The organism is Virgibacillus sp. 7505 (genome assembly GCF_002272135.1).
Classification (GTDB): domain Bacteria; phylum Bacillota; class Bacilli; order Bacillales; family Amphibacillaceae; genus Terribacillus.
On sequence record NZ_NPBF01000021.1, the window covers coordinates 140,344 to 161,100 of the forward strand.

At 43.7% G+C, this 20,757-nt stretch carries 17 protein-coding genes; 13 read left to right on the plus strand and 4 right to left on the minus strand.

The features are described from left to right. The first annotated feature begins 12 nt into the window (after positions 1-12). From CHH91_RS08230 to CHH91_RS08260, 7 genes are all read left to right on the plus strand, one after another. Positions 13-1,182, plus strand: coding sequence for an alanyl-tRNA editing protein (locus CHH91_RS08230; RefSeq protein ID WP_176465727.1), 1,170 nt, complete (start codon positions 13-15; stop codon positions 1,180-1,182). A gap of 126 nt (positions 1,183-1,308) precedes the next feature. Then, positions 1,309-3,063: an ABC transporter ATP-binding protein gene (locus tag CHH91_RS08235; RefSeq protein WP_095222975.1), complete on the plus strand. Its 1,755-nt coding sequence runs from the start codon at positions 1,309-1,311 to the stop codon at positions 3,061-3,063. Positions 3,064-3,074: 11 nt separating this feature from the next. After that, positions 3,075-4,895, plus strand: a complete 1,821-nt coding sequence (locus CHH91_RS08240; protein ID WP_095222976.1) for an ABC transporter ATP-binding protein — start codon at positions 3,075-3,077, stop codon at positions 4,893-4,895. A 105-nt stretch (positions 4,896-5,000) separates the two neighbouring features. Then, positions 5,001-6,356 (plus strand): cytochrome ubiquinol oxidase subunit I, encoded by a 1,356-nt coding sequence (locus tag CHH91_RS08245; RefSeq protein ID WP_286160724.1) that lies wholly within the window; start codon positions 5,001-5,003, stop codon positions 6,354-6,356. Next, a complete protein-coding gene (locus tag CHH91_RS08250; protein WP_095222977.1) occupies positions 6,353-7,366 on the plus strand; it encodes a cytochrome d ubiquinol oxidase subunit II in 1,014 nt (337 codons plus the stop codon). Before CHH91_RS08245 ends, CHH91_RS08250 begins: the two co-directional genes overlap by 4 nt. 60 nt (positions 7,367-7,426) lie before the next feature. Continuing rightward, a complete protein-coding gene (locus tag CHH91_RS08255; RefSeq protein WP_095222978.1) occupies positions 7,427-8,089 on the plus strand; it encodes a potassium channel family protein in 663 nt (220 codons plus the stop codon). A gap of 95 nt (positions 8,090-8,184) precedes the next feature. Further along, positions 8,185-9,909 carry a pyruvate oxidase gene (locus CHH91_RS08260; RefSeq protein ID WP_095222979.1) on the plus strand — a complete coding sequence of 575 codons (1,725 nt, stop codon included), beginning with the start codon at positions 8,185-8,187 and terminating at the stop codon, positions 9,907-9,909. 32 nt (positions 9,910-9,941) lie between these two features. On the opposite strand, the gene rnjA is transcribed toward CHH91_RS08260, so the two are convergent. Next, on the minus strand, positions 9,942-11,609 hold the full coding sequence (rnjA, locus tag CHH91_RS08265; protein ID WP_095222980.1) for a ribonuclease J1: 1,668 nt from the start codon (positions 11,607-11,609) through the stop codon (positions 9,942-9,944). After that, positions 11,606-11,818, minus strand: coding sequence for a DNA-dependent RNA polymerase subunit epsilon (locus tag CHH91_RS08270; RefSeq protein WP_095222981.1), 213 nt, complete (start codon positions 11,816-11,818; stop codon positions 11,606-11,608). The genes rnjA and CHH91_RS08270 overlap by 4 nt, the downstream gene beginning before the upstream one ends. 461 nt (positions 11,819-12,279) lie before the next feature. Here CHH91_RS08270 and CHH91_RS08275 point away from each other — a divergent pair, with 461 nt between their 5' ends. Continuing rightward, positions 12,280-13,053, plus strand: a complete 774-nt coding sequence (locus CHH91_RS08275) for a Cof-type HAD-IIB family hydrolase (protein WP_095222982.1) — start codon at positions 12,280-12,282, stop codon at positions 13,051-13,053. Positions 13,054-13,086: 33 nt separating this feature from the next. Here CHH91_RS08275 and def read toward each other — a convergent pair whose 3' ends face one another. After that, on the minus strand, positions 13,087-13,641 hold the full coding sequence (def, locus tag CHH91_RS08280) for a peptide deformylase (protein ID WP_095222983.1): 555 nt from the start codon (positions 13,639-13,641) through the stop codon (positions 13,087-13,089). 179 nt (positions 13,642-13,820) lie between these two features. Here def and CHH91_RS08285 point away from each other — a divergent pair, with 179 nt between their 5' ends. From CHH91_RS08285 to lpdA, 5 genes are all read left to right on the plus strand, one after another. Then, positions 13,821-14,474, plus strand: a complete 654-nt coding sequence (locus tag CHH91_RS08285; protein ID WP_286160725.1) for a YkyA family protein — start codon at positions 13,821-13,823, stop codon at positions 14,472-14,474. A gap of 403 nt (positions 14,475-14,877) precedes the next feature. Continuing rightward, the gene (pdhA, locus tag CHH91_RS08290; RefSeq protein WP_170937536.1) at positions 14,878-15,921 is read left to right on the plus strand and encodes a pyruvate dehydrogenase (acetyl-transferring) E1 component subunit alpha; all 1,044 of its coding nucleotides are present in this window, start codon (positions 14,878-14,880) and stop codon (positions 15,919-15,921) included. A gap of 3 nt (positions 15,922-15,924) precedes the next feature. Next, positions 15,925-16,902, plus strand: coding sequence for an alpha-ketoacid dehydrogenase subunit beta (locus CHH91_RS08295; RefSeq protein WP_095222984.1), 978 nt, complete (start codon positions 15,925-15,927; stop codon positions 16,900-16,902). A gap of 24 nt (positions 16,903-16,926) precedes the next feature. Beyond that, the gene (locus tag CHH91_RS08300) at positions 16,927-18,231 is read left to right on the plus strand and encodes a dihydrolipoamide acetyltransferase family protein (RefSeq protein WP_095222985.1); all 1,305 of its coding nucleotides are present in this window, start codon (positions 16,927-16,929) and stop codon (positions 18,229-18,231) included. A gap of 3 nt (positions 18,232-18,234) precedes the next feature. Continuing rightward, positions 18,235-19,644, plus strand: a complete 1,410-nt coding sequence (lpdA, locus tag CHH91_RS08305) for a dihydrolipoyl dehydrogenase (RefSeq protein ID WP_095222986.1) — start codon at positions 18,235-18,237, stop codon at positions 19,642-19,644. A 12-nt stretch (positions 19,645-19,656) separates the two neighbouring features. On the opposite strand, the gene CHH91_RS08310 is transcribed toward lpdA, so the two are convergent. Then, positions 19,657-20,688: a C45 family autoproteolytic acyltransferase/hydrolase gene (locus CHH91_RS08310; protein WP_095222987.1), complete on the minus strand. Its 1,032-nt coding sequence runs from the start codon at positions 20,686-20,688 to the stop codon at positions 19,657-19,659. Between the last annotated feature and the right edge of the window lie 69 nt (positions 20,689-20,757).

Here is a 20,757-nt window from a genome sequence, read left to right on the forward strand (position 1 = left end):
AGGATGATCGATATGAGCAAGCTGCTATACAGAGAAGACGCTTTTTGTGAAAAGTGGGCGACAGAAATTGACGATACATACAAAAAAGATGGACTATATTTTGTTTCGCTGAAGGAAACAGCATTTTATCCTGGAGGCGGCGGTCAGCCTGCTGATAGCGGTACAATAGGAGATTTAGAAGTCAAAGCGGTCGAAAGCAAGGATGGTGTACCATATTATGGTCTGGAGACAAGTATAAAAGGTAGAGTCGAATGTCGGATAGATTGGGATCATCGCTTCGATTTGATGCAGCAGCATACAGGACAGCACCTTCTTTCTGCTGCTTTTCGGCTCGTCTTAGATCGTCAAACAATCGGTTTTCATTTAGGCCAGGAAGCTGTCACAATTGATTTACCTGGTGGCAAACTAACGGAAGCTGAATTGCAATTGACAGAACAAAAGGTGAATGAACTAATCTATGATAACCGCATGATTTCCAGTTACTACGTGACAGCTGCACAGCTGGCTGAACTGCCTGTTGTCAAGCAGCCGTCTGTTACCGAAGATGTTCGAATCGTTGAGATTGATGGTGTCGAATATAATCCTTGCGGTGGCACACATGTCTCATCCACTGGACAAATAGGATTGATTAAAATCATTAAGACCGAAAAACAAAAACAAGGGCAGCGTATTTATTTCCAATGCGGTAAGCGAGCCTTAGAAACTACAAGCAATATGTTTAGCATTGTAGAAAAAGCTGCAGATCAATTCCAAACAAACAGCCAGGAAGTTCTCGATAGAATTCAGAAGCAAACTGCTGATTTACAAGCTGCTCTTAAAAGAGCGGAGGAGCTGGAAGGGAGACTAGAGGCATTGGAATTACAAGAGCTCATCCAGACAGAAACCCCTATTGTAGTTCGTTCATATAAAGGGAAAAATATAAAGGCCTTGCAGCGAATGGCAGCCAAGCTGGTGGAAGCAGACAAGAAGTTTGTCATATTGACAGATACTGCGGAGCGAAAACTAGTAATGACGCACAAGTTGAATGATTTCCATAGCGGGAATTTATTCCGTACATCACTTTCTGAATTCGGTGGCAAGGGAGGCGGAAGTGCCCAGTTGGCGCAAGCTAGCTTTCAGCAGATAAAAGATTTGGAGCGTTATGTACAATTCTTGCAAGACCATTATCGAAGCATCGTGTAAACGATGCTTTTTTTTTTATTTAACATAAATTCAAACTTTTTTAAATAATCGTTAATTTAAGCTGGTAAATTAGTTCGGAACCCGATATATTAGAACATGCGACTAATCTTGGAGGGGGAGAAGGGTTTGCATATATTCAAGAAATTGAAGGATTTTTATTGGCCATACCGGCGTAACTTCTACTTATCACTTCTATTCATCGCCATTGTGACGGCCATTACGGTTGTCTATCCCATCATATTGCAAATAACGATTGATGACGTAGTACTGGGTAATCAGTACAATCTTATTCCGATTATCTCAATTGGATTCGTCTTATTGATGATCATTAAAGGAATAGCCAATTTCCTGCAACAGTATCTAGGGGATATATTCGGTATTCAGACTGTATTCAAGATGCGGAATAGTCTGTATCAGAAACTGCAGAGACTGAGCTTCACGTATTACGATAACGCACGCACAGGAGATCTCATGTCCCGCTTGACCGCGGATGTAGAGGGTATCCGTTTCTTCCTATCGGCAGGAGTAGGTCAGTTCCTGCGTGTTGTATTGCTGATCGTCATCAGTCTTGCTGTCATGTTTGCATATAGCATACCGCTGGCACTTGTTACGATGGTTTCCATGCCGTTCTTGGCAGTGGTTGTCTATCGTTTCGACAGACGAGTTCATCCTGCTTTCCGTAATATCAGAACGTCCCTTGGTGTGCTCAATACACGTGTGCAGGAAAATATCAGCGGGATGAATACAGTCAAATCCCTATCCCGTGAGGAATTTGAGATTGATCGGTTCACAGATAATAATTCAACCTATCGGGACAACTATATTTTCACTTCAAAGGTGTGGGCAAAGTTTTTTCCGCTCATGGAATTAATCGGTAATATTTGCATGGTTGTCCTCATCTCTTATGGCGGATATCTTGTGATTTCCGGGCAGCTTGAATTAGGCGCACTTGTCGCTTTCTTCAGTCTTGTTTCGTATATCCTTGGACCGCTCGCGAACCTTGGTTTCATAATCAATATGTTCTCTCAAGCGAAGGCATCGGGGGAGAGACTATTGGAAGTTTTGGAGGCAAAAGAGGATATTAAACAGCTGGACCAGCCGCTTGGCACAAGAAAGATCAACGGGCATGTAACCTTTGATAGGGTTTCTCTTCAGTACGCAAAGGATGATGACATGGCTCTGAAGGATATCAGTTTCGATGCACCCCCAGGTAAAATTATCGGTCTGGTCGGCGGAACTGGATCTGGAAAAACGAGTATCACCCAGCTGATGACCCGTTTTTATGAACCTACATCAGGCAATATCTACATAGATGGCAAGCCTGTACAGGATTATGATTTAAGAACGCTGAGACAGCATATTGGATTCGTATTGCAAGAGGCATTTCTATTTTCTACGACAATCAAGGAGAATATTGCATACGGAAATCCGGATCAGGTGAGTCTCGACCAAATCGTGGATGCAGCTAAACGAGCTCAAGCCCACGACTTTATCATGGAGCTGCCTGATCAGTATGACACACTGCTTGGTGAACGGGGGATGGGACTGTCTGGAGGCCAAAAGCAGCGTATCGCAATTGCCCGTGCACTGCTGATCGATCCAAGCATCTTGATTCTGGATGATGCGACTAGTGCCGTTGACATGCAGACAGAAGTGAAGATACAAAAAGCATTGAAGGAAGTAATGAAAAACCGTACAACGTTCATTATTGCCCATCGTATATCATCGGTTAAGCATGCCGATGAGATTCTAGTGCTGGATGAAGGAGAAATCGCGGAACGGGGAACGCATGATTTCCTCCTGCGAAATGGCGGTTTATACCAACGTATCTACGATATTCAGTATCAGGATCAAAAAGCAATCATGCGTTCAGCACAGTAAGGGGGGAGACTATGGAAAACCTGCAATATACTAAGAAAAAGCATACAAACAGATTTCATTATTCCCAGGATCAGGCAATGGAGAAGCCCTTCGACTGGGGTCAAATCAGGCGGCTGCTTGGCTTTATGAAACCATACAGCAGGACACTTCTGCCAGGATCGATCATTACAATGCTGCTGTCCACACTTATCCGTTTGCTCATTCCAATTCTTATCGGTAAAGTTGCGATTGATATGGCTATCGCATCAGGGGATATCCGCTTCCTTATCTATCTGGTAGCTGGTATCGGATTACTGTATGTGCTCAACTATGTTGCCAATATACTGCGGATCAAATGGGTGAACATCCTTGGACAGCATGTCATTTACGATTTGCGGAAAACGTTATTCAGTCATATCCAGCATCTGTCGCATAGGTTTTTCGATACCCGGTCTGCTGGATCCATTCTTGTTCGGGTTCTTAATGATATTAACTCCTTGCAGGAGCTGTTCACAAACGGAATTATCAACCTATTGACCGATTCCGTTATGCTGATCGGTATCATAGCTATATTGTTCTTCCTAAGTCCGAAGCTGGCAATAGCAGTTCTCATTATCCTGCCACTCATGTTCTTTATCTCAACGAGGCTCAGAAGAAGCATCAGGCGCTCCTGGCAGCAAGTAAGGATGCAAAAATCACGCATGAATTCACATTTGAATGAAGCAATACAAGGCATTCGTGTCACACAATCTTATGCCCAGGAGCCGGAAAACACAGATTATTTCGAAGCGCTTAACCGGGATAATTTTGAAAGTGAACGAATTGCTACGAAAAAGAGTGCGTATTTTGGACCTTTCGTAGAGATGAGTAATGCTGTCGGTACAGTTATTCTGATCGCATATGGTGCTCATTTGATTTTATCTGATCAGATTGAAATCGGTACTTTCGTTACCTTTGCTTTCTTCTTAGGGATGTTTTGGGAGCCAATCTCCCGCTTAGGACAGATTTATAATCAGCTGCTTGTAGCGATGGCATCTTCTGAACGTATATTCGAGTTTCTCGATGAAGAACCGAATGTCGAGAATCGGAAGGATGCGAAGCCATTCCCGAATATTAAGGGAGATATCCGATTCGAGAAAGTTGTGTTTGCCTATAATTCTGATCGAATCGCACTTCACGAAATCGATTTGCATATGGAAGCAGGTCAAACGGTTGCACTCGTCGGTCATACGGGTTCAGGGAAATCTACTATCGCGAATTTGATCAGCAGATTTTATGATCCGACCGCTGGGGCGGTGAAAATAGACGGCGAGGATTTACGAGATGTGAAGCTGCAGGATGTAAGACAGCAAATCAGTGTCGTCTTACAAGATACATTCGTCTTCTCCGGTACGATTATGGAGAATATCCGCTTTGGTAATCCGGAAGCAACGGACGAACAAGTGAAAGAAGCTGCACGCATTGTCGGAGCGGATGATTTCATCCAGCGCTTGGCTGATGGCTATGAAACGGAAGTGGAAGAACGAGGAAATATCCTGTCAGCTGGAGAAAGGCAGCTCCTGTCATTTGCACGGACTATGTTAGCTGATCCGAGAATCATCATCCTTGATGAAGCCACTGCCAGTATTGATACGGAAACTGAGCTAAAAATACAGCATGCTTTGAAAACCTTGCTCCAAGGGCGCACAGCTATTATGATTGCTCATCGCCTATCCACAATAAGGGAAGCGGATAATATCATTGTGCTGGAACAAGGCCGTATTTTGGAACAAGGAAGCCATTTGAGGTTGATGGATGCTAGGGGCAAATATTACGAACTCGTAAAAACACAATTCCAATCAGACGAAAAATAAGAAAGAGCGTGTCTCAGCTGAGGTACGCTCTTTCTTTTGGGTAATTTTTATTTCTCTGGGCATAACAAGAGGAGCGATTATCTTTACAGAAAGCAGGGATATACATTGTTTGCTTATGATAGTGTCATTTTAGCCCGGATGCTTACTTCTATGACGCTTGTCTTCCATATTATCTTCGCGACAATAGGTGTGGGTGTTCCATTGTTGATCAGCGCTGCTGAATATGTCGGTATACGGAAGAGAGATCCGAGTTATATTCTGCTCGCAAGGCGATGGACGCGAGGGTTCGTCATTATTGTAGCTGTCGGAGTAGTAACTGGTACGGCAATTGGTCTGCAGCTGTTTCTTCTGTGGCCTACATTCATGCAGATTGCAGGTCATGTCATCAGTCTGCCCCTTTTCATGGAGACTTTTGCATTCTTCTTTGAAGCTATTTTTCTCGGTGCTTATATTTATACTTGGGATCGTTTCAAAGGAAGATATACACATTGGTATCTTTCTTTGCCGGTCATTATTGGCGGAGGGATGAGCGCAGTATTCATAACTAGCGTGAACGCCTTCATGAATACCCCGCAAGGGTTCACGCTTGAAGGCAGGACAATAACGTCAGTCGAGCCTTTAAAGGCGATCTGGAATCCGGCCACTCCATCGAAGGTATTTCATGTTCTTACTTCTTCGTATATGACCAGTGCTGCTATTCTTGCCGCAATCACAGCATTCTTCATCTTGAAATACGGCAATAACAAATACTATAAAAAAGCACTGAAACTCACGATGATCGTGACATTAATTTTCTCCATATTCACCGCAATTGCAGGCGATACATCTGCTAAATTTCTTGCCACTTATCAGCCCGAGAAGCTGGCTGCGGCTGAATGGCATTTCGAAACGGAAAAGGGTGCTGACCTGATTCTTTTCGGTAGGCTGACGGAGGATAATGAAATCAAGGGGGCAATCCATTTGCCGAAGATACTCAGTTTTTTGTCCTTCGGTGATTTTAACAGTGAGGTCATTGGACTGGATAGGGTCGATGCTGATTTAATACCTCCATTATGGATTCACTATATGTTTGATTTGATGGTCACACTTGGAGCATATAGCATCATGATCAGTATGCTTTTCCTGCTGTTCATGTTCTGGAAGAAAAGGGATCAATATAATAAATGGGTGTTGCGTGCGATTGTAGTAAATGCTCCATTTGCTTTGCTTGCACTTGAATTTGGCTGGATTTATGCGGAGGTAGGGCGGCAGCCGTGGATTATGCGCGGGTACTTGCGAGTTGCAGAAGGGGCAGTCTCATCACCATATGTGCATTATGCCTTTGCCATGTTCCTAGTTTTATACGTACTGCTTGGAACATTTGTCACACTGATACTTGTCCGACTTTATAAGAAAAATCCAATCCAGAAAGAATGGGAACAGCGGTTTCCAGATACGTTATTTGGAGGTGATCAGCGATGAGCTACGAAGTATTAGGGCTATCGGCCTTATGGTTTTTCCTGTTTGCCTACCTGATTATCGCTTCAATTGATTTTGGGGCCGGTTTCTTTGCTTACTATGCCAAGCAGACAAAGAAAGATCATATTTTGAACCGTTTGATTGCCCGTTATCTATCTCCTGTCTGGGAAATCACAAATGTGTTCTTCATCTTCTTCTATTATGGACTGGCTGGTTTCTTTCCGGATGCGGGTTATTATTACGGATCCGCCATGCTTATACCAGGATCGATCATTCTAGTCCTGATTGGAATAAGGGGATCCTTCTATGCGTTTGAGAATTATGGCTCACGCAGCAGCTTGCTGTACACATTCCTTTATGGTGCCAGCGGTTTACTGATACCAGCAGCCATATCAACAGGACTGACGATTTCAGAAGGAGGCTTTTTACGCGAGGAGGGCGGAAGTGTCCATTTACGTTACACAGAGCTTCTCACAAACCCGTTCTCATGGGCGGTTGTATTCCTGGCGATCGTCTCTGTACTGTATATCAGTGCCAACTTCCTGACTTATTATGCTAATAAAGCAGGGGATGAACCTGCACGGAAAATATTGCGGTCATATGCGCTTTTCTGGTCTGCTCCGCAGATTATTGCAAGCCTGACGGCATTTATCGCTATCAGCAGGCAGAATCCTGAGCATTATAATAATATGCTCGACTTATGGTGGATGTTCGGCCTGTCCGTCTTATGTTTCTTAGGTGCGGTTTATTTCATTTATAAAGAAAGAAACTATGGTCTTTCCTTCATTTGTGTGATGCTGCAATTCTTCTTTGCTCTTCTTGGCTATGGGATCGGTCATATGCCGTATATTCTATATGATCAGATTCAAGTGACAGCTGATGCTACACTTCCGGAAATGGGTACTGCCCTGCTGCTTGCTTTCGGGGGAGGCTTACTCATGCTGATTCCATCATTGATCCTCGTCATGCGGATGTTCCTATTCGATGCAGAGTATGTAAAAGGAAAGAAATAATACAACCTTGACTGTTTGTGATAGACTAGGATTAGTTTATAGGATAGTGGAGGAAGAAAGATGAAGAGAGAGTTTGCAGTAATCGGATTAGGCCGCTTCGGAGGCAGCATCTGTATGGAATTGAGCCGGGAAGGATTCAACGTGCTCGCCATTGATATCGAAGAGGATAAAGTTAATGAATTTCGCAATATCGCATCTCATGCTGTGATTGCAGATACGACGGATGAACAAGTATTAAAAGAACTCGGTATCCGTAATATCGAGCATGTGATTGTGGCAATTGGGGAGAATATCCAAGCGAGTATACTGACAACATTAATGCTTAAGGAACTTGGTATTAAGAAGATAACTGTCAAAGCTCAAAATGATTATCACGAAAAAGTACTGAGCAAAATAGGCGCCGATCATGTTGTTCATCCGGAACGTGATATGGGTAGAAGAATCGCCCATAAAATAATTAGCAACAACATTCTCGATTACTTGGAACTCAGTGATGAACATAGCATCGTAGAAGTGCGTGCAGGTAAGAAAATGGCTGGCAGATCACTCATAGAGCTTGATATCCGAGCTGCATATGGCTGTAACGTAGTTGCTATAAAGCAGGCTAGTGATATAAACGTGAGCCCTTCGCCAGATGCGGAGCTTGAATCTGAAGATGTCTTGATTGTCATTGGTGCAGATCGTGATTTGGCACGCTTTGAGCGTTCTCTAGCAGATGATTGAACCCTTAACCCAAACAGTTGAACTGTTTGGGTTTTCTCATGTTCTAAAAAGGTTACATATAAAAGGAGGAAAAAAATGAAACGGGAGATGTTATCATGTTTGAAAGAAGAACCGGAGCAGTACTTGCTGACCAATTAGTCGATTGGGGTGTAGATCATATATACGGCATACCAGGCGATTCGGTAAATGAATTCATCAGTGATCTACATAAGAAAGAGGACGAATTAAAATTCATTCAAGTCCGTCACGAGGAAGCAGGAGCACTTGCTGCTGCTGCTTATGCCAAGCTTACCGGTAAGCTTGGTGTATGTCTGTCGATTGCAGGACCTGGAGCAGTCCACTTGCTTAATGGATTATATGATGCGCGCGAAGACAAAGCACCAGTTTTAGCTATCGTCGGACAAGTGCCTAGCAATGAGCTGGGTACTGGAGCTTTTCAGGAAGTAAAACTGGAGCAGATGTTTGAAGACGTCGCTGTTTTCAATGAAAGGGCAGAATCATTTGAACAGCTGCCCGATCTTTTGAATCAAGCAATCCGGGAAGCGTATGCCAATTCAGGAGTCAGTGTGCTTGTAGTCTCGGATGATTTATTCGCCGAGAAGCACCCGGAAAAGCCCGGTAAAACATCTGCCAATTATGCAAAACCAAGAATTGCTCCTGCTAGGCAAGATCTTGAGGAAGCAGTCAAATTGATCAATAAAGCAAAAAAACCGATAATTTTAGCGGGAAAAGGGGCAAAACACGCTCGTACGGAGCTGCTCACATTTGCAGAGCATATCAAGTCTCCGATTATTTTAAGCCTTCTGGCCAAAGGGATCATTCCTGACCATCATAGTTACTGCTTGGGGCAGCATGGGCAGATAGGAACTACACCATCTTATGAGGCGATTAATGAAGCGGATTTGCTGCTGCTTGTTGGTACAAGCTTCCCGTATCGTTCGTTCTTGCCGGACAATCTGCCAGCAATCCAAATTGATAACAAGGCAAGTGCAATTGGAAGTATCTATCCTGTCGAGGTCGGTTTGCCGGGTGATGCAAAAGAAGTGCTAGAAGAGTTGACAATGGCTGCCGAGGAAAAGGCTGAGACGGATTATATCGAAAAATACCAAGCTAAAATGAAAGAATGGCATACACAGCTTCAACTCCAGAAGAAAAGGGAGGAATCACCAATCCAGCCTCCGCAAATTATGTATGCTTTAGAAAAGAATATGGATAAAGATGCTGTCATTTCATCCGATGTAGGCAATGTAACTGTTTGGACTACGCGGTATCTGCCTTTGACACAGCAGGATTTTGTTGTTTCAGGTCGGCTTGCAACGATGGGCTGCGGACTGCCTGGAGCAATTGCTGCCAAAATGGCATATCCCGATAAGCAGGCAATAGCCATATGCGGGGACGGCGGCTTCAGCATGAATATGCAGGACTTTGTCACTGCGGTAAAATACGATCTGCCAGTGAAAGTAATCGTCCTTAATAACAGTCAGCTTGGTTTAATCAAATTCGAACAGGCAACGATCGGTTCATCCAACTACGGAATTGATATGGGAGAAATGAATTTCGCTCAATTCGGTCAATCCTGCGGAGGCGAGGGCTACCGAGTGGAAAAATTCGAAGACTTAGAGACGAGTATCAAGCAAGCATTCCTCTCCGATAAACCAGCAATTATTGATGTGGTGATTGAAGATATGGCGCCGCTGCCAGGGAAAATTTCTTATCAGCAGGCTGTGAAATATACCGAATATCTGATAAAAGAATTCTTCTCCACCGGGAAAATAGAGCTCCCGAATATGAAGGAGTCAGTAAAACGTCTATTGAAATAAGAAAAGCCTGAGCGATAAGCTCAGGCTTTTTATTATACTTCCATGATGATAGGAAGTACCATTGGGCGGCGTTTTGTTTTTTCGAACAAGAACGGCGCAATTGTATCTGTAATTTCATTTTTGATTTCAGACCATTGTGTTGTTTTTCTTTCCATCACTTTATTCAAATGAGCAGAAACGATTTTTTGTGCCTCATTGATAAGGTCTTCTGATTCACGCATGTATACAAATCCGCGAGAGATGATATCCGGACCGGAAGCGATGCGGAATTCTTTCATATTAATGCTGACAACAACGATGACTAGTCCCTCTTCGGAAAGGATGCGGCGATCACGTAATACGATATTACCGATATCACCAATACCGCTGCCGTCCACATAAATGGAACCGGATGGAATCTTACCTGCAATGGCAGCACTATCTTTGCCTAATGCCAATACATCTCCGTTATCCATGATGAATGAATTTTCTTCGCTAATTCCAGTAAGCTTACCAAGTTTCATATGCTCTACTAGCATGCGGTATTCCCCGTGAATTGGCATGAAGTATTTCGGATTCATCAGGCGTAGCATTAGCTTCTGTTCTTCTTGACTGCCGTGACCGGAAGTGTGGATGTTATTCAATGCGCCATGGATAACATCAGCTCCTGCACGATATAGCATATTGATGATACGGCTAACGCTGATTGCGTTACCCGGAATCGGTGAAGACGAGAAGACAACCGAATCACCAGGCTGAATTTGAATCTGACGATGTGTTCCGTTGGCAATACGAGAAAGTGCAGCCATCGGTTCACCTTGTGAACCCGTACATAGGATAACAACTTCATTCGCTGGCAGACGATTGATCTGATGCGAATCAATGAATGTTTCCTTCGGTGCATTGATGAATCCAAGTTCGATACCAAGGTTGATGTTTGTTTCCATGCTTCTTCCGAAAATGGCAACTTTACGACCTGTTTTCACAGCTGAATCAATTACTTGCTGCAACCGATGGATATTGGAAGCAAAAGTAGCGAAAATCAAGCGGCCATCGACACGTCTGAAAATATCGCTGATACTTTCACCAACAACACGTTCAGACATGGTGAATCCTGGTACTTCACTGTTCGTTGAGTCGGATAGTAAGCAAAGTACGCCTTCTTTGCCGATTTCAGCCATTTTAGCTATGTCAGCTGGCTGGCCGACTGGAGTGAAATCAAATTTGAAGTCACCAGTATGCACGATGTTGCCAGGAGGGGTCTTGACGACTACACCGAACGATTCTGGAATACTATGTGTTGTACGGAAGAAGCTGACAGAAGTCTTTCTGAACTTGATGATGTCATCTTCCCCATAAATGTTAAGCTTGGCATTACGCAAGAGGCCGTGCTCATCCAATTTATTTTTGATCATTCCCATTGCAAGTTTCCCTGCATAAATCGGAATGTTCACTTCTTTCAAGAGGTAAGGTACGCCGCCGATGTGGTCCTCGTGACCATGAGTAATGAACAAGCCTTTGATTTTGTCCTGGTTTTGTACGATGTAAGTGAAATCAGGAATAACATAATCGATACCGAGAAGCTCGTCCTCAGGGAATTTGATTCCTGCATCGATGATGATGATTTCATCCTGGAATTGGACCCCATACATGTTTTTGCCGATTTCTCCGAGTCCGCCGATGGCAAAAACAGCTGTTTGGTCATTTTTTACGAATTTCATTTCGCTTGCTCCAATTTGAAGTCTTCGGATTGCTTCTCATATGCAAGATGCGCTTCATCGAGCGGCTGGATGAACTCGATGTTGATGTCGCGATCTGCTAATGTGTTACGTACCTGTCTTACACTTTCCGCTTCCATGTACAAGCTTTTAGAACGCTCGCGTACAGGAATTTCGGATGGGTTTTCCTGATAAAATACTTTAAATACCATATCTATCTCTCCTATTCTTATGGTTGACAATTGCTTTATATCCATAACGAACGGAGCAAGTCTGTTTAAGAACCGAATTGCTGGCGTATTGCTATTCAGTTAGATCTTGTCCGCACGTAGTAGGCACTCGTCGTTTTTGGCCAAATAAATCTTTCCACCGTTTCTTTAACTTTTCCTTCAAACGCTTGAGCACACGAAGCAACTCCTTTCGTTTCGAGAAAAGCAAGAAAAAACGTTTACCCGTCCAATCCCTCTTACTTACAGTATAGTATGAAAACGCTAAGATGAAAACAAAAACACAGCATACTTTCAAAAAAACTGCCGATAAAAGGAAGGGAAGGTTGTTTTCTCTTGGGATTCATGTAAAGATATTTTTCGACGAACCTGCATAACTTATACTCGATTATAAGAAGTAGAGAAGAAAGATGCAAGGGCAGGAACGACTAGGAGGAGGATGTACTATGGAGAAGAGAATCGTATTCCTTGATATCGATGGCACTATTCTGAATACAAAGGGTGAAATTCCTCAGGCAACAAAAGAAGCTGTTCAGGCATTGAAGGAGAATGGTCATTACGTTGCAATAGCGACAGGGCGGGCTCCGTTCATGTTTGAGGAAATCCGTAAAGAGCTTGGTATTAATTCCTTTGTAAGCTATAACGGTCAGTACGTCGTTTTCGAAGATGAAGTTATCTATCGTAATCCAATCAAAAGGGAGCATTTGCTGCATTTGTATGATGAAGCATCCGGGAAAGAGCACGCGATGGTGTTTATGGGAGATACGATCATGAAGGCTTCGGAAACGGATAATGAATTTGTGCGTGACAGCCTGGCGTCCCTTGGGTTTACATATCCGGAAATTGATAAAGACTATTTCCATCATGAACCAATTTACCAAGCTCTTCTATTTTGTGAGGCAGATGATCAAGAAGAATATTCCTCCCATCATAACCATGTCCGGTTCATTCGATGGCATCCGCTTTCCTGTGATGTCCTGCCTGGTGATGGTTCCAAGAAAATCGGGGTTATGAAGTTGCTGGAAGCAGCAGGCCTTTCTGTACAGTCAGCATATGCTTGCGGAGATGGACTGAATGATTTGGAGATGATCGAATTTGCGGGTACTGGCATTGTGATGGGGAATGCAGTGCCGGAATTGAAGGAGCTGGCTGACATCCAGACCGCCCATGTGGATGAAGACGGACTTGCGCTTGGCCTGAAAGAGGCTGGGTTGATATAAAAAATGCGCACTCTCCGTGAGTGCGCATTTTTTTTATAATTCAATCGGTTTAGAGTTATCCGGCTGTGCGAAAGGATCCTCTTTATTAATTCGATCATAGAACATCGTTCCGTTTAAATGATCGATTTCATGCTGGAAGACAACAGCTGCATAGCCTTTAAGGCGCAGTTTGACTTCTTTACCTTCCAATGTGACAGCTTTGACTGTTATCCGGGAATACCGAGGTACATACCCAGGGATTTCACGATCAACCGAAAGGCAGCCTTCACCGCTCATCAAATACGTATGTTCGACAGAATGACTGACGATTTTCGGATTGAAAAGGCCGTATTCATAGAAGGTACCATTAGGATCTTCGAAATAGACAGCTATCATGCGCTTGGAAATGCCGATTTGTGGTGCCGCAAGTCCTACGCCGGGACGCAGATCATACTTCGTCGCAATGTCCTCATCCTGGCTGTTCTTCAAGTATTCGAGCATATCTGTCAATGTTTGCTTATCTTCTTCCGATGCAGGCAGTTCCACTGCTTCTGCAACTTGCTCTAGAATCGGATTGCCTTCACGGATAATATCTTCCATGGTAATCATGCTGATCACTCCTTGCACTGTTACTTTTCCGTTCTATAGTGTATCACAAGAATGTCTGTCTGACACAAGAACAAGTTTGAGGACTCGTTTATCGTATTTCTTTCACGAATTTTCTGTTTGGTATACAATGTAGGGGAATACATAGAAGCTGTGGGAAACATGGCAGAGGAGGATACGTTTTGCGCAAGTTAGGATTAGGCATACTCCTGATGGGGAGCGCTGTGGGACTCACTGCATGTAATAATGCGTCGCCGGAGGAACAGGTATACAATCATTTGGAGGAGACTGTATCTCTGGAATCAGGATATGTCGAACAGCAAGAGTCTTTGGCAGATTTGGAAAAGAAAGAACAGGACTTATATAATGAAATTTTGCAGCTGGGTACAGATGAACTGGACCAAATCAAGAGTAAATCCCAGGAAGCAATCGACGTGATCGGACAGCGTAAAGATGCGCTTGCGAAAGAAAAAGAAAGCTTGGATAAGGCGGAAGCTGAATTCGAGGAAGTGGATTCTATCATTGATGAGCTGGAAAACGATGATGCAAAGCAGAAGGCACAGACACTATATGAAACGATGGAGGCACGTTACAGTGCATATGACAAACTCCATGAAGCATATACGAAAGTGTTGGATGAAGATAATACCCTGTATGACATGTTCCAGCAAGATGACATTACGCAGGATGAATTAACCAGCCAAATCGAAAAGATTAATGCAGGTTATGAAGAAATCAAATCGGCCAATGAAGAGTTCAATACTCAGACAGAGGCATTTAATGAGCAAAAACAGCAGTTTTATGAAGCTGCGGGTCTGAATGTAAAGAACCAATAAGGAGGAACCCTTTTCCCAGAGTGGGAAAAGGGTTTTTTTAATTGTACTGATACAGTGTTAACATATTGTGTAGTACAGTTGAGGATTAGAGAATTGCGAAGATTTCTTTAATACCGTTTTCATAAATTCTTAGCAATATCTAATCTAAGTTGTTGACGTTTTCCGGCAAGATAAGCTAAACTATAACAGGACATGAATTGTATCACTATTTGTTATCATGATTTATGTAACAGTTTTGTGTACTTCTGTTGTAACCGGTTAAACGAGGGGATGCAGCGGGTACAGTAAACTATTGTGGTACTTCCAGTGTTTTTGGAAAGGCTATTACAGTAAATATAGTTCTAGGAAGGATAGGTGACTAGCTTTGAAACGTACGCTAGAAGGTATTGAAGAACAGTTTGAAATGCTTCAGATCCTTAACGAAAATGGCGAAGTTGTAAACGAAGAAGCTTTGCCGGATTTGTCAGATGAAGAATTGAAGGAATTAATGCACAGAATGGTGTATACGCGCATCCTTGATCAGCGCTCCATTGCATTGAATAGACAAGGTAGACTAGGATTCTATGCTCCTACAGCAGGTCAGGAAGCGTCCCAGCTTGGTACGCATTTCGCTTTGGAGAAAGAAGATTTCATCTTGCCTGGTTACCGTGATGTACCGCAGCTTATCTGGCACGGTCTTCCACTTTATCAAGCATTCCTATTTTCCCGTGGTCACTTCCATGGAAACCAATTCCCTGAAGGTGTGAACGCGCTAAGCCCGCAGATCATCATCGGTGCTCAGTATACTCAAGCAGCTGGTGTTGCATTAGGTATGAAACGCCGCGGCAAGAAATCCGTTGCAATCACTTACACAGGTGACGGCGGTACTTCTGAGGGAGACTTCTACGAAGGTATGAACTTTGCAGCAGTATATGATGCACCGGCTATCTTCGTTGTACAAAACAACCATTTCGCGATCTCTGTTCCACGTGAGAAACAGACTAAAGCGAAAACGTTGGCACAAAAAGCAGTTGCAGTTGGCATTCCTGGAATCCAAGTAGACGGTATGGACGTACTTGCTGTATATGCAGCTACAAAACAAGCTCGTGAACGTGCGATCAACGGTGAAGGTCCTACTTTGATCGAAACACTTACTTACCGTTACGGCCCGCATACAATGGCTGGTGATGACCCAACTCGCTACCGTACAGAAGAAATGGATACTGAGTGGGAAAGACAAGATCCATTGGTACGTTTCCGCAAGTACTTGGAAGCAAAAGGCCTATGGTCGGAAGAAGAAGAAAACAAAGTGATCGACCAAGCGAAAGAAGAAATCAAAGCTGCGATCAAAGATGCGGATAACTATCCGAAAATGAAAGTATCCGACTTGATCAACAACATGTACGAAGTACTTCCTTCTAACCTTGAAGAACAATTGGAAGTGTACAAAGAAAAGGAGTCGAAGTAAGTCATGGCACAAATGACAATGATCCAAGCAATCACTGATGCTCTCCGTACGGAACTGAAGAATGACGAAAACGTTATGGTCTTCGGGGAAGACGTTGGTAAAAACGGCGGCGTATTCCGTGCTACTGAAGGTCTGCAAGCTGAATTCGGCGAGGACCGCGTATTCGATACACCACTTGCAGAATCTGCAATCGGCGGTATGGCTGTAGGTCTTGCGATCGAAGGCTTCCGTCCAGTACCTGAAATCCAATTCTTTGGCTTCGTATACGAAGTTATGGATGCAATCAGCGGACAATTGGCTCGTTTGCGCTACCGTTCCGGTGGCACGCAAAACGCTCCTGTCACAATCCGTGCGCCATTCGGCGGCGGTGTGCACACTCCTGAGCTGCACGCGGATTCCCTTGAAGGACTTATGGCACAACAGCCTGGTCTTAAAGTTGTTATCCCATCCAACCCTTATGATGCAAAAGGTCTTTTGATCTCTGCGATCCGCGATAACGATCCAGTTATCTACCTTGAGCACATGAAACTTTACCGTTCATTCCGTGAAGAGGTTCCTGAAGAGGAATACACAGTTGAAATCGGTAAAGCTGCTGTTAAACGTGAAGGTACTGATGTAACATTGATCGCTTATGGCGCAATGGTTCAAGCTTCTTTGAAAGCTGCAGAAGAACTTGAGAAAAACAATGTATCTGCTGAAGTAATCGACTTGCGTACTGTAAGCCCGATCGATCTTGATACAGTTCTTGCATCTGTTAAGAAAACTGGCCGTGTTGTAGTTGTGCAGGAAGCACAGCGTCAAGCTGGTATCGCTGCTCACTTGATCTCTGAGATCCAAGAGCGCGCTATCCTTCATCTTGAAGCACCAGTTATGCGTGTTGCAGCACCGGATACTGTTTTTGCTTTCTCACAAGCAGAAGAAGTATGGCTTCCAAACCATAACGACATCGTGGAAAAAGCGAACGAAGTAATCAATTTCTAAAAGCAGAATCAGGAGGTAATTATTTTGGCTTTCGAATTCAAAATGCCGGATATCGGTGAAGGTATTCACGAAGGTGAAATCGTAAAATGGTTCGTCAAAGAAGGCGACACAGTAGCAGAGGACGACGTACTTTGCGAAGTCCAAAACGATAAAGCAGTAGTTGAAATCCCATCTCCTTATGAGGGTACAGTAAGCAAGATCTCTGTAGGTGAAGGTGAAGTAGCAATCGTTGGTGATACACTTATCACATTCGATGGCGAAGCTGGCGATGCAGCTGGCGGAGATGCTCCGGCTCCAGCTGAGCAGGAACAGACTTCCATCCAAGCTAATGGTACGGAATCCAACGAAACTGTTGAAAAAATCAAAGAAGAAGGTCCTAAAGCTGAAGCTGGCGAAGCTCCATCTGGCGATCTAATCATCGCAATGCCTTCTGTACGCAAATATGCTCGTGAGCAAGGTGTAGACATCAAACAAGTATCTGGTTCTGGTAAAGGCGGCCGTGTACTAGCTGAAGATATCGACAGCTTCAAAAACGGCGGCGCTGCGAAAGCTGCACCACAAGCTGAAGCTGCTCAAGAGCCTGCTGCTGAACAAAAACAGTCTGCTCCAGTTGTTTCTGGTGATGAATACCCTGAATCCAGAGAGAAAATGAGCGGTATCCGTCGTGCGATCGCTAAGGCGATGGTTACTTCCAAAACTACAGCTCCTCACGTTACGTTGATGGATGAAGTAGATGTAACTGAGCTTGTTGCTCACCGTAAGAAATTCAAAGCTGTTGCAGCTGAAAAAGAAATCAAGCTAACGTATCTTCCTTACGTTGCCAAAGCGCTTGTTTCTGTATTGAAAAACTTCCCGATCTTGAACTCTTCCATCGACGATGCGACAGACGAGATCGTTACAAAACATTATTACAACATCGGTATCGCAGCTGACACTGAAAAAGGTCTTCTTGTACCAGTTGTGAAAAATGCGGATCGCAAGTCCATCTTTACTATTTCCCAGGAAATCAACGAGCTTGCTGTTAAAGCGCGTGATGGAAAACTTGCTCCGAATGAAATGAAGGGTGCTTCCAGCACTATCTCTAACATCGGTTCTGCAGGCGGTCAGTGGTTCACTCCGGTAATCAACTACCCTGAAGCAGCAATCCTAGGTGTTGGACGTATTGCTGAAAAAGCAATCGTTAAAGACGGCGAGATCGTTGCAGCTCCAGTGCTTGCACTTTCTCTAAGCTTCGACCATAGAATCGTTGACGGTGCAACTGCTCAAACAGCAATGAACCACTTGAAACGTCTATTGGCTGATCCACAACTAATCATGATGGAGGGATAAGAAATGGTAGTAGGAGACTTCCCAATCGAATTAGATACTCTTGTGGTAGGTGCGGGACCTGGCGGCTATGTAGCTGCCATCCGCGCTGCACAAGAAGGTCAAAAAGTAACAGTAGTAGAAAAAGGAAACCTTGGCGGTGTTTGTTTGAACGTCGGCTGTATTCCTTCCAAAGCATTGATCCAAGCGGGTCACAAAGCGGAATACGCTCATGGTGATGCAGATCTTGGTATCTCTACTGAAGGTGCAAAAGTAGACTTCTCAAAAGTACAGGCTTGGAAAGCTAGTGTTGTAAACAAGCTTACTTCCGGTGTTGGCAGTCTATTGAAAGGCAACAAAGTAGACGTTGTAAGCGGTGAAGTTTACTTCGTAGACAAAAACACTGTTAAAGTAATGGATGAGAAGAGCTCTCAGACTTACACTTTCAACAACTGTATCATTGCAACTGGTTCTACACCGATCGAGCTTCCAAGCTTCAAATACTCTGATCGCGTACTAGATTCTACTGGTGCACTTAACCTGAAAGAAATTCCTAAGAAACTCGTTGTTATCGGCGGCGGTTACGTAGGAATCGAGCTTGGTACTGCTTATGCTAACTTCGGTACTGAAGTTACTGTCCTTGAAGGATTGAAAGACATCCTTGGTGGTTTCGAGAAACAAATGACTTCCCTTGTTTCCCGCAGACTTAAGAAAAAAGGCGTTAACATTGTTACAGAAGCTATGGCTAAAGGCGTTGAAGAAACAGCTGACGGCGTAAAAGTAACATATGAAGCAAAAGGTAAAGAAGAAACTATCGATGCTGATTATGTACTTGTTACAGTTGGTCGTCGCCCTAACACTTCCGAACTAGGTTTGGAAGGAGTAGGTATCAAGATGACTGACCGAGGTCTTATCGAAATCGATGAGCAGTGCCGTACAAACATCGAAAACATTTATGCAATCGGTGATATCGTAGAAGGCCCGCCACTTGCACACAAAGCTTCTTACGAAGGTAAGATCGCTGCGGAAGCAATCAGCGGCAAACCATCTGCTATCGATTACAATGGTATTCCGATGGTAGTCTTCTCCGAGCCTGAACTTGCTTCTGTAGGTCATACAGAGCAGTCTGCTAAAGATGCTGGCTACAAAGTAAAAGCTTCTAAATTCCCATTTGCTGCAAATGGTCGTGCGCTATCTCTTAACGACAGTGATGGTTTCATGAAACTTATCACTCGTGAAGAAGACGGTGTTATCCTTGGTGCTCAAATCGCTGGTCCAAACGCGAGCGATATGATTGCTGAGCTTGGCCTTGCGGTTGAATCTGGAATTACGGCGGAAGATATTGCACTTACAATCCATGCTCACCCATCTCTTGGTGAGATCACTATGGAAGCTGCTGAAGTTGCAATCGGCACACCTATCCATATCGTAAAATAATAAAGAGAGAGCCTATCCTTCGGGGATAGGCTCTTTTTTTATTTCTCCATATAATCTGTCTACTTTAAAGTTGTTGCCAGTAAACCAATCCTCTATGTTTAGTTCCAATCGTTTACCTCGAGATAATGCTGTCATTAATTGTTTGGTTTTAAAAGAGTAAGCAAAGGTATGTAATGTACCAAACAGCCGATTATAGTCTTCGAAGAAAAGGGGAGAAGCGGGATCAGAAAACAAATCAAATAATTCCTGCTGTGACATTGTGGAGGTTTTAGTGTTCAGAAGGAATTTTTCCCGCTTAGCGGAACTTGTCATATCTTGTCGATTTAATGCTTCTAAATCGCTGTGCTTAAAGTGGTTGACGCAGTTTAAACCTGCTCTTGAAGACAGGACGCAAACCTTCTCAGGAGTGACTTCAATGACAGCGTGCGTACCCTTTGCGTCTCCAACTGAGAAGTTGTAGCAAGCTGCATGCGGCAGCTCTTTGAATAGATCGATGACCTGCTGAGTTGTTTCGCACGTATCAAGAGCGATTCTAAGAACAGTCCAAGCAGATAGGCCTTTACGGTATCCCTGATTACTGACAAAGTGCAGGCCTATTGTCAACCCTTTTTCGTTTACCCCATCATGTCTGCCAATTAACTGCAGATTATAGCCAATCGATCCATATGCCTCTTCTGGCGCTATAAAACTAAGGCAATGATCGTAAAGGGAGGGGCTGAAATCATAATTGCGTACGTAGTGGTACTGATCAACATAAGCAGAACAGCCAAGAGCATGCGGCCTTGGCATATTATAACCACTGAATTGTACAGCCGCTTCCTTTAGCGTCATACTCAAGCCATCTGCCAAACCCTGCAGTTCATCTATTAAGTGAGGAGCATACTCCGAAAACAAAGCTTTAATTTCTTCATAATCTGATTTCTGAGAAGAAAGCTGGCTGAATTGCTGGAGTATCGGGTTTTTAATATAAACAGCAGCCGTTTTCTTACCTATTTCATATATACTTCCTCTAGCCTGTATGATGGCAGCTTGTATTTCTTCCATTAAATCACCTCTTCTGCAGAATAAAGTTCGATAAAATACTAAAAAAATCCTGCCAAAAGAAAAGACAGG